Genomic DNA, 11868 nt, shown 5'->3' with positions numbered 1-11868 from the left:
CCTCCATCGCATCCAAGATCAGGACTTGTCCCCGTCGAAGGCCGCTCGCACGAGGTCGTCGACGTTCATCTCGTCGAACTCCCGAGTCGCACCGCTCGTCGACGGCTCCGCCTCGCCGTCTGCCTCGGCGAGCCCGAGCAGGGCCGTCAGCAGACCGGCCTGGCGCAACCGGGCCATCGGAATCGCGGCAATGACCTCGCGGAGCTTCTTCTCCTCGGCCTCGGGGGCGGTGAGTCCCCGGTCGTCCGGGAAGAGTTGCTCCCGCAGATGGTGGGCGACTCGCTCCGGTGTGGGATGGTCGAAGATCAGCGTCGCCGGCAGCCGCAGCCCGGTGGCCGCGCCGAGCCGGCTGCGCAGTTCGACCGCGGTCAGGGAGTCGAACCCCATCTGGAGGAAGCCCTTGCTGCTCTGTACGGCGTCCGGGGAGGCGAGCCCCAGTACCGTGGCCGCCTGCTGCCGTACGAGGTGCAGGAACGCCCGGTCCATCTCCTCGGCCGGGAGCGCGGCCACCTGCTCGGCGAACGGCAGGACGTCGTCCGTGCCGCCACGACGCCGTTTGACCCGGACCAGCGCGCGCAGCACCGCGGGCACCAGTTCCGGTTCGCCCTCGGCGAGCATCGCCGCCGGCTCGAGCCTCATCGGCACCAGCAACGGGTCCGGGGCGTCGAGCGCCGCGTCGAACAGCGCCAAACCCTCGTCAGTGGGAAGCTGTCCGACCCCGGAGCGAGCCATCCGCCGCACATCCGCGTCCGACAGGCCGCCGGTGAGACCGCTGCGCTGCTCCCACATCCCCCAGGCCAGGGACGACCCCGCCAGCCCCTCGGCCCGCCGGCTGTGCGCGAGCGCGTCCAGGAAGGCGTTCGCCGCGGCGTATCCGCTCTGTCCCGCGGTGCCCAGCACGCCGGCGGCCGAGGAGAAGAGCACGAAGGCCGACAGGGGCGCGTCCCGGGTCAGTTCGTGCAGGTTCAGCGCGCCGTCCACCTTCGGCCGCAGCACCCCGTCGACCCGCTCAGGCGTCAGCGAGGTGAGCACGCTGTCGTCCAGTACGCCGGCGGCATGGACCACCGCCGTCAGCGGATGGTCCGCGGGGATGCGGCCGAGGACCGATGCCAGGGCCTCCCGGTCGGCCACGTCACAGGCCGCTACCGTGACCCGTGCTCCCTGAGCGGCGAGCTCCGCCTCCAGCTCGGCCGCGCCCGCCGCCGCACTACCACTGCGGCTGGTGAGCAGCAGGTCGGTCACACCGTGCCGGGCCACCAGATGACGGGCGACCAGCGCGCCCAGCCCGCTCGTCCCACCGGTGATCAGCACGGTGCCGCCGGGCGTGAACCGCGGCACGTCGCCCGGCTCCACGGCGGCCGCCGGAACGCGGGCGAGACGCAGCGCGCGCACCACCCCTGCGCGCACGACCAGTTGGGGCTCGCCCGACGACAGCGCCGCCGGCAGCACCCGGAGTGACGCGGCGTCGTCGTCGACGTCCACCAGGCCGAACCGGCCGGGGTGCTCCGACTGCGCCGACCGCACCAGGCCCCACAGCGGGGCGTGCCGGAGGTCGTGCGGCGCGTCGTCGTCCGCCGCCACGGCCTGACGGGTGACGAAGACCAGCCGCGACGCGGCGAACCGGTCGTCGGCGAGCCAGCTCTGCGTCAGCGCGAGAGCACGGTGTACGGCCGCCCGTGCGGCCTCGGCCCGGTCGGTGTCCTGCCGAGGACCGTCCCAGCACGGCACCAGGACCACGTCGGGCAGCGAGGCCCCGGAGGCGACGGCGCCGGCCAGCGCGTCCAGACTGTCGTACTCGTCCCACCGGGTGCCGGACGGCTCGTCGGCAGCAAACGGCCGCAGGCCGTCCGGTGCCAGAACGGCCCGGGTGCCCGCCGCAGGGGCCGGAGCCGTCGGCAGGACGAGCTGTTCGCCGGTGATCCGGAACAGCGAACGGCGTTGCCCGCCACGGGCGTTCTCGATGCGTCCCGGCGGCACGGGCCGCACCCTCAGCGAATCCACCGAGAGCACCGGTGTGCCGGACGCGTCGGTCGCCGTCAGGGACACGGTGTCGGTGCCCGTCGGCGAGAGCCGGACCCGCAGCGACGCCGCGCCCGTGGAATACAGGGAGACCCCCTCCCAGGCGTACGGCAGCACAGGCTCACCGGAGTGCGCCACCAGGCCGCCCAGCACGACCGCGTGCAGCGCGGCGTCGAAGAGGGCGGGATGCACTCCGTAGTGCCGGGCCTGGTCCTGATCCGGGAGGCTCACCTCGGCGAAGAGGTCCTGGCCGCGCCGCCGGACCGTACGCAACCCCTGGAAGGCAGGCCCGTAGCCGAGTCCGGCCGCGGCGAGCACCGCGTACCCGTCGTCCAGCGGCACCGGTTCCGTGTCCGCAGGTGGCCACTCGGGCATCGGGGCCGCGGGCGCGTCGCCGCGGACGCCGAGCACACCGACGGCGTGACGCAGCCACGGTGTGTCCTCGTCGGCGTCCTCCGGCCGTGAGTGGACCTCCACGGAGCGGCGGCCCGCCCCGTCCGGTTCCTCGACCATCACCCGGAGCTGGACGCCGCCGTCCCTGTCGACGATCAGGGGCTCCAGGAGGGTGAGTTCCTCGACCGTGTCGCAGTCGGTCTCCTCGGCGGCGCGCAGGACCAGTTCGGCCAGCCCGGTGCCCGGGAAGAGGACCGTGTCCAGCACCGTGTGGTCCGCGAGCCAGGGCTGGGTCCGCGTGGACAGTCGTCCGGCCAGAACCGTGCCGGCCGAGCCGGGCAGCGAGACCACGGCGCTGAGCAGCGGATGAGAGCTCCGCCCCAGACCGGCCGAGGTGACGTCTCCGGGCCCGCTGGAACGCTGCAGCCAGTACCGCTCGCCCCCGAACGGATAGGTCGGCAGCTCGGTCGGCTCGGAGCGCTGTCCCGGGAAGGCACCCGACCAGTCCACCGGGACGCCGCCGACGTGCAGTTCCGCAGCCGAGGTGAGGAAGCGCCGCAGTCCTCCGTCGCCGCGGCGCAGCGAACCCACCGCCAGCGCGTGGGTGACGTGCGCGGCGTCCACGGTCTCCTGGAGCGCCATGGTCAGTACGGGGTGCGGACTCGCCTCGACGAAGACATCGAACCCGTGCTCGAGGAGGAGGCGGGTCACTCGTTCCAGATGGACGGTCTGCCGGAGATTGCGGTACCAGTACGCGGCGTCCAGTTCGGTGGTGTCCAGCTCCGTGCCGGTGACCGTGGAGTAGAAGGGGATCTCCGCGGGCCTCGGGGTGACGGGCGCCAGTTCCCGGAGCAGCCGCTCGCGGACCTGCTCGACCTGCGGGGAGTGCGAGGCGTAGTCCACCGGGAGCGTCCTCGTCCGTATCCCGTCGGCCTTGCAGCGCATCACCAGTTCCTCCAACGCGTCCGGGGCGCCGGAGACGACTGTGGACGACGCGCCGTTGACCGAGGCGACGGACAGTCGGTTCTCCCACCGGGCCACCAGCGCGGACACGTCGTCCTCGCCCAGCGCGACCGACACCATGCCGCCCTGGCCGGACATCGCGGCCAGTGCCTTGCTGCGAAGCGCCACCGCGCGGGCCGCGTCCTGAAGTGACAGCGCCCCGGCGACGCAGGCGGCGGCGATCTCCCCCTGGCTGTGGCCGATCACCGCGTGCGGCCGGACGCCGAAGGACTGCCACAGAGCGGCCAGCGACACCATGACCGAGAACAGCGCGGGCTGGACGACGTCCACCCGGTCCAGGGACGGCGCGTCCTCGGCGCCGCGCAGGAGACCCGTCAAGGACCAGTCCACGAAGGGAGCCAGGGCGGCCTCGCACTCCTGGATCCGGGTGGCGAACACCTCGGAGTCGTCGAGCAGTTGCGCGGCCATGCCCGGCCATTGCGAACCCTGACCGGAGAAGACGAACACGGTCTTCCCACGGCTCCGTGCCTCGCCCCGGACGACCGAGTCCGCGTCGCGGCCCTCGGCGAGCGCGGCCAGTCCGGCCAGCATGCTCTGCCGCCCGTCCCCGACCACGACGGCGCGCTGGTCGAGAGCGGCGCGTGTCGTGGCCAGCGACCGGCCGACGCCCGCCAGATCGAAGCCGGACTCGTCGCCGAGGTGGGAGAGCAGCCGGCGGGCCTGCGCGCGAAGCGCCTCGGTGGTCTTCCCCGCCAGGATCCAGGGCAGGGCCGGAGGTGAGGCCGGCGCGGCCGGCGCCGGGGCGTCGGCCCGGGGCTCGTCGGCCACGGACGGGGGCTGCTCGATGATCACGTGGGCGTTGGTCCCGCTGATCCCGAAGGAGGAGACCGCGGCCCGCCGTGGCCGGCCGGTCTCGGGCCACGGCTCGGCCTCGGTCAGCAGCGACAGCCCGCTCCCCGACCACTCGATCTCCGGCGTGGGCCGGTCGACGTGCAGTGTCCGGGGAAGCACCCCGTGCTTCATCGCCGTCACCATCTTGATGACGCCGGCGATCCCCGCGGCGGCCTGCGTGTGCCCGATGTTGGACTTCACCGAGCCCAGGCGCAGCGGACGGTCCTTGTCCCGCGCCCGCCCGTACGTCGCCGCCAGGGCCTGTGCCTCGATCGGGTCGCCCAGCTTGGTGCCCGTCCCGTGCGCCTCCACGACGTCGATGTCCGCGGCCGGCACGCGGGCGTCGGCCAGTGCCTGCCGGATCACCCGTTGCTGGGAGGGGCCGTTCGGCGCGGTCAGGCCGTTGCTGGCTCCGTCGGAGTTGATCGCGGTGCCGCGGACGACCGCCAGGACCGGGTGGCCGTTGCGCTGTGCGTCCGACAGCCGCTCCAGCAGGAGCATGCCGACGCCCTCACCCCAGCCGGTGCCGTCGGCGGACTCCGCGAACGCCTTGCAACGGCCGTCCGGGGCCAGCCCCCGCTGACGGCTGAACTCCAGGAAGATGTCGGGGGTCGCCATGACGGCGGCCCCGCCGGCCATGGCGAGAGAGCACTCGTTCCGCCGCAGGGCCTGCACCGCCATGTGCAGCGCCACGAGCGAGGAGGAGCAGGCGGTGTCGATGGTCAGGGCGGGCCCCTCGACGCCGAAGGCGTAGGCGATACGACCCGACATGACACTCGCCGTGCTTCCGGTCAGCAGATAGCCGCCCAGGTCCTCGGGAGCCTGGCGCGGATCCGAGGGGTAACCCTGGGACGCCGCCCCGACGAAGACACCTACCGGACTTCCCTTGAGGGACGTCGGGTCGACGCCGGCCCGCTCCAGCGCCTCCCAGGAGGTCTCCAGCAGCAGCCGCTGCTGGGGGTCCATGGCCAGAGCCTCACGCGGGCTGATCCCGAACAACTCGGCGTCGAACCGGGCGGCGTCGTCGAGGAACCCGCCCACGCGCACGTACGTCGTTCCCGGCCGACGGCCCTCGGGGTCGAACAGGCTCTCCACGTCCCACCCGCGGTCGGAGGGGAACGGGTTGACCACGTCGGCCTCGTCCATGACGAGTCGCCACAGGTCCTCCGGTGTCGCGATGCCGCCGGGGTAGCGGCAGCTCATCGACACGATCGCGATCAGGTCGTCGTCCACGGGCGCGGGCGCCGGCGAGACGACGGGCGCTGCCCGGTCCGCCTCGGCGCCGTGCAGTTCGGTTCGCAGATGCCGTGCCAGCAGGACGGGCGTCGGGTGGTCGAAGATCAGGGTCGACGACAGCTGCTTTCCGGTGGCACCGCTGAGACGGTTGCGCAGTTCGACGGCGGTCAGCGAGTCGAAGCCCACCTCCTTGAAGGCGATGTCGGGGGAGACCCGCGCGTGGTCGGTGTGCCCCAGCACCGTCGCCGCGTGGGTACGCACCAGGTCGAGCAGGAGCTGGTCCCGCTCCGCCTCGGACACGGCGGCCAGCCGGTCCCGCAGCGCCACGGCCGCGGCGGACCCCGCTGCCGCACGGGCGGCCCGCCGACGCGGCTTCCCGGCGAGGGCCCGGAGCATGTACGGGACCTCGTCGGCCGACGCCCGGCGCAGCACCGAGCCGTCCACCCGGGCCGGGACGACGGCTGCCTCGCCCGTCGCGACGGCGGCGTCGAAGAGATCCAGTCCCTCGTCGTCGGACAGGGGCACCAGGCCGGTGCGGCCGAGCCGGACCAGGTCCACCTCGCCGAGCCCGCCGAGCATGCTGCCGGAGTCCTCCCACGGTCCCCAGGCCAGGGAGACGGCAGGCAGACCCGCGGCCCTGCGCCGACTCGCCAGGGAGTCCAGGACGACGTTGGCCGCCGCGTAGTTCGCCTGCCCCGCCCCGCCGAGCACACCGGCCGTCGAGGAGAACAGGACGAACGCGGCGAGATCCGCGTCGCGGGTGAGCTCGTCGAGGAGCAGCGCCGCGTCCGCCTTGGGGCGGAGCACGGTGTCCAGCCGCTCGGGGGTCAAGGACGCCAGCACGCCATCGTCCAGCACCCCGGCCGTGTGCACGACGCCGGTCAGCGGGTGATCCGCGGGCACGGAGTCGAGCAGCCGCCGTACCGCGGCACGGTCGGTGAGGTCACAGGCCACCACGGTCACCTCGGCCCCCTGCGCGGTGAGTTCGGCCACCAGGCCGTCCGCGCCGGGAGCCGCGGCACCCCGGCGGCCGGCCAGCGTCAGGTGCCGCACACCGTGCCGTTCCACCAGCCGGCGGGCCACCGCCGAGCCGAGCGCGCCGGTTCCGCCGGTGATCAGCACCGTCCCCGCCGGGTCGAAACCCGACGGCACCGTCACGACCACCTTGCCGATGTGCCGTGCCTGGCTGATGAACCGGAAGGCCTCGGCCGCATGGCGCACGTCCCAGACGGTCACCGGCGGCAGGCGCAGCACACCACGTTCGAACAGTCCGAGCAGCTCCGACAGCATCGTCCGGATGCTGTCCGGCCCCGCGTCGACGAGGTCGAACGCCTGGTAGAACGCCCCGGCGTACTCGTCCGAGACCTTCTCGGGGTCACGCACATCGGTCTTGCCCATCTCCAGGAACCGGCCCCCCGGAGCCAGCAGCCGCAAGGACGCGTCGACGAACTCGCCCGCCAGGGAGTCCAGGACGACATCCACGCCTCTGCCGCCGCTGGTCCGCCGGAACTTCTCCTCGAACTCCACCGTCCGGGTGGAGGCGATGTGCGCGTCGTCCAGCCCCATCGCCCGCAGCGCGTCCCACTTCGCCGGGGCGGCGGTCGCGTACACCTCGGCGCCCAGATGCCTGGCCAGCTGTACGGCGGCCGTGCCGACGCCACCGGTTCCGGCATGCACCAGCACCGACTCGCCGGGGCGCAGGTCAGCAAGGGCGGACAGCGCGTAATACGCGGTCAGGAAGACGGCCGGCACGGATGCCGCCTCCGCGAAGGACCAGCCGCCCGGGATCTTCGCGACCATGCGCTCGTCGGTCACGGCCACCGGGCCGATCCCGCCGAAGATCAGGCCCAGGACCCGGTCGCCGGGCGCCACCGTCGTGACGCCGGGGCCCACTTCCGTGACCACTCCGGCGCCTTCCACACCGAGCGGGCCGGCCTCTCCGGGATACATGCCCAGAGCGTTCAGCGCGTCACGGAAGTTCAGCCCGGCCGCTCGGACCGACACCCGCACCTGACCGGCGGCCAGCCGCTTCGCGGCCTCCGGATGGGGGACCAGGGTGAGGTCGTCCAGGGTCCCGCCGGCCTCGACGTCCAGCCGCCAGGTCGGCGTCGCCGGCACGGACAGCGCCTTGTCCGAACGCAGCCGCTCCACCCGGGGGGTCTTGAGTTCGCCGTTCCGCAAGGCCAGTTGAGGCTCACCGGACGCGACGGCCTCGGCCAGCACGCCGTACGAGGCCTCCCGCCCGTCCACGTCGACCAGGACGAAGCGGCCGGGGCTCTCCGACTGGGCCGTGCGCACCAGGCCCCAGACGGCGCTGTGCGCCAGATCGGGCACGTCCTGCGCACCCGCGGCGACGGCCCGCTGCGTCACGATCACCAGCCGGCTGTCGGCGAACCGCTCGTCAGCCAGCCATGACTGCACGAGTTCGAGCGCCCGGTGGGCAGCCGACCGCACCGCGTCGGCACGGCCGGACTCGGGCCCGCTCTCCGCGAGCCAGGGCACCAGCACCGCATCGGGGACCGGCTGCCGTGCTTCGCTCGCCCGGGCCAGCGCGTCCAGGTCCGAAAAGACACCGGCGGACACACCGGCGAGACGCGAGGCCAGCTCCTGCGCGCCGGTGCCCGCGACAGCCAAGGTCAAGGCCGCACTCCGGGCAGCCGAAGGGGGAAGCGTCTCCCAACTCAGCTGGAACAGCCGGTCGTGAGTGGCGGTGCCGGGCGCGCCGATCCGGTCCGGGGACGCCGGGCGCAGCACCAGCGCGTCGGCCGACAGCACGAGTTCGCCCGTCTCGTCCGCGGCCAGCACGGAGACCGCGTCCTCGCCCGCCGGTGCCAGCCGCACGCGCAGGCCCGCGGCGCCCACGGCGTACCGGGTGACACCACGCCAGACGAACGGCAGCAGGGCCCGGTCCCATCCGGGTGCCACGACACCCAGGGCGACCCCGTGCAGGGCCGAGTCCAGCAGTGCGGGGTGCGCACCGAAATCCTGGGCCCCGGCGTCGTCCGGCAGGCCGGCCTCCACGAACAGCTCGTCACCTCGCCGCCAGGCCGCCCTGAGCCCCCGGAACACCGGCCCGTAGTCCAGGCCGGTCTCCGCCATCGAGGAGTAGAGCCCGGTGACATCCACGGCCTCCGCGCCGTGCGGGGGCCACACGGTCAGGTCCTCGGCCGTGGGGGCGCCGGTTCGTGCGAGCATCCCGGTGGCGTGCAACGTCCACGGCTCGTCGTCCGCCGACCCGTCCGGCCGGGAACGCACGTCCAGCGATCGCCGCCCGGACTCGTCCACGGCGGCCACCCGCACCTGCAAGGTGATCGCATGCCGTTCGGGGAGGACGAGAGGTGTGTGGAACGTCAGTTCGTCCACACGGTCGAGGCCGACGCGTTCACCCGCGTGCAGGGCCAGTTCGAGGAAGGCGGTGCCGGGAAGCAGTGCCTGGCCGAACACCCGGTGATCGGCGATCCAGCCGTGGGTGCCCGTCGAAAGCCGTCCGGTGAAGACCAGTTCGTCGTCGGCCGGCGACACCACCGCGCCGAGCAACGGGTGGTCGGCCGCGGCCAGCCCCGCGGACGTCACCACGGCCGACGACGACGGGGTGGCCATCCAGTAGCGGAGGCGCTCGAAGGGGTAGGTGGGCAGTTCGCACCACCGCGCGCCGGAGGTGGCGTAGAACGCCTCCCAGTCGACCTCGACACCACGGGTGTGCAGCCGGGCCAGCGCGGTGGTGACGGCGAGTTCCTCGCCCCGGTCCGAGCGCAGCACCGGGGTCAGGTCGACGTCCGCCGCGGTGAGCGTGTCCCGGCCCATGGCCGACAGCACACCCTCGGGGCCCAGTTCCAGGAAGGTGCGGACGCCGTCGGTTTCCATGACGCGTATCGCGTCCGCGAACCGTACGGTCCCGCGGGCGTGGCGTACCCAGTACTCCGGCTCGCGGATCTCCTCCGCCGTGATCTCCTCGCCGGTCAGCGTCGAGACGATCGGGATGGTGGGGGAGTGGAAGGACAGCCCGCCGACGACGCGCCGGAACTCCGGCAGCATGGCGTCGATGAGCGGCGAATGGAAGGCGTGGCTGACCACCAGCTCCTTCGTCTTCCGCCCCTCGGCGGCGAAGTGGGCGGCGACCTGGCGCACGGCCTCGGTCTCACCGGAGACCACCACGGAGGACGGGCCGTTCACCGCGGCCAGCCCGATCCGGTCGGCGTGCTCGGCCACCAGCGGCAGCACCTCTTCCTCGGTGGCCTGTACGGCGGTCATGGCGCCGCCCTCCGGCAGGGCCTGCATGAGCCGGCCCCGCGCCGCCACCAGTGCCGCCGCGTCCTGCAGTGAGAGCGCCCCGGCCACATGGGCGGCGGACACCTCACCGATGGAGTGGCCCGCCACCTGGTCCGGGTGGACACCCCAGTGCGTGAGCAGCTTGAAGAGGGCGACTTCCAGCGCGAACAGAGCCGGCTGGGTGTACTCGGTCCGGTCCAGCAGCCCCTCGGTGTCCGCCGCGCCGAAGACCACGTCACGCAGCGGCTGGTCCAGATGCGGGTCCAGCGCCTCGCACACCGCGTCGAACGCCTCGGCGAACACCGGTGAGGACGCGTGGAGTTCGCGTCCCATGCCCACGCGCTGGCTGCCCTGGCCGGTGAAGAGGAACCCGAGCTTTCCGGGGGTCGCCGTGCCGAGGACGACCCGCGGATCGGGACGGTCCTCGGCCAGCGCCGCCAGTCCCTGGGCCAGCTCATCGCCGCTTCCCGCGACAACGGCGGCTCGGTGGGAGAAGGCCGGCCGGGTGGTGGCGAGCGCGTGCCCGACATCGGCCGGGCCGAGCGGGCCGCGGTCCTCCAGCCAGGCCAGCAGATTGCGCGCCTGGTCCACCAGGACGTGCCGGCTCCGCGCGGACAGCACCCACGGCACGGTCTGCAGCGGTGTGGCGGCGGGTTCGGCAGGGGCGGAGTCGTCCGTGGGCGCCTGCTCCAGGATCACATGGGCGTTGGTGCCGCTGATACCGAAGGACGACACCCCGGCGCGCCGGGGCCGTCCGGTGTCCGGCCAGTCGGTCGCGCGGGTCAGCAGTTCCAGGTGTCCCGACGACCAGTCCACGTGCGGCGTCGGCTCGTCGATGTGCAGGGTCTGCGGCAGTACGCCGTGCTGCATCGCCAGCACCATCTTGATGACGCCGACGACTCCGGCGGCCGCCTGCGTGTGCCCGACGTTGGACTTCACCGAGCCCAGCCACAGGGGTTCGCTGCGGTCCTGGCCGTACGTGGCCAGCAGCGCCTGTGCCTCGATCGGGTCGCCCAGGGTGGTCGCGGTGCCGTGGGCCTCCACCGCGTCGATGTCCTGCGGGGACAGCCGTGCGTCAGAGAGCGCCTGACGGATCACCCGCTGCTGGGAGGGGCCGTTCGGCGCGGCCAGGCCGTTGCTCGCGCCGTCCTGGTTCGTCGCGCTCCCGCGGACCACGGCCAGAACCCGGTGGCCGAGCCGCTGGGCGTCGGACAGCCGCTCCAGCAGCAGGACACCGACGCCCTCGGACAGTCCCGTGCCGTCCGCGGCCGCCGCGAAGGACCGGCACCGCCCGTCCGCGGACAGTCCGCGCTGCCGGCTGAAACCCTGCAACTGGGCGGGCGTGGTCATCACGGTGACCCCACCGGCCAGCGCGAGGGAGCACTCGTCCCGGCGGAGCGCCTGGCACGCCGCGTGGATCGCCACCAGCGAGGCCGAACAGGCGGTGTCGACGGTGACCGCGGGGCCTTCCAGGCCGAGCGTGTACGAGATGCGGCCGGACAGCACGCTCGCCGCCCCCGCGGTCAGGAAATACCCCTCGTATTCCCCGAGATCGGCCGGCCGGACGCGCGTCGCGTAGTCCTGGAACGCCGTTCCCATGTACACACCCGTACGGCTGCCGTGCAGCGTCGTCGGATCGATTCCGGCTCGCTCCAGCGTTTCCCACGAGGTCTGTAACAGCAGTCGCTGCTGCGGGTCCATGGCCACCGCCTCGCGGGGACTGATCCCGAAGAACTCCGCGTCGAATCCGGCCACATCGGTGAGGAAACCGCCGTGGCGCGTGTACACGGTGCCGGAGCGGTGGGGGTCAGGGTCGAACAGCGCGTCGAGGTCCCAGCCCCGGTCCGTCGGGAACTCGGACACGGCGTCGCCGCCCGAGGCGATGAGCTGCCAGAACTGCTCGGGGCTTCGTACGTCGCCCGGGAGATGACAGCCCATTCCGACAATGGCGATCGGCTCGTGCCTGGTGGCGGCCAGGTCCTGGTTCTCCCGCCGGAGCCGTTCCGTCTCCTTCATGGACGCGCGCAGGGCATCGACGATCTTGTCCGGCGAAGTGGCCATGACCCCTCACTGATCGGTTTCCTTGGAAAAGCGGTC

At 73.2% G+C, this 11868-nt stretch carries 1 protein-coding gene; it reads right to left on the bottom strand.

What is annotated here, in order from left to right:
- Window positions 1-18: 18 nt before the first annotated feature.
- Window positions 19-11799, bottom strand: coding sequence for an SDR family NAD(P)-dependent oxidoreductase (locus ABEA82_RS16775; protein ID WP_425588528.1), 11781 nt, complete (start codon window positions 11797-11799; stop codon window positions 19-21).
- Window positions 11800-11868: the final 69 nt, after the last annotated feature.

Source organism: Streptomyces venetus, from assembly GCF_039540295.1.
GTDB lineage: Bacteria > Actinomycetota > Actinomycetes > Streptomycetales > Streptomycetaceae > Streptomyces > Streptomyces venetus.
Note: the sequence above shows the minus strand (reverse complement) of the source record. Positions and strands in the feature narration are given on the sequence as shown.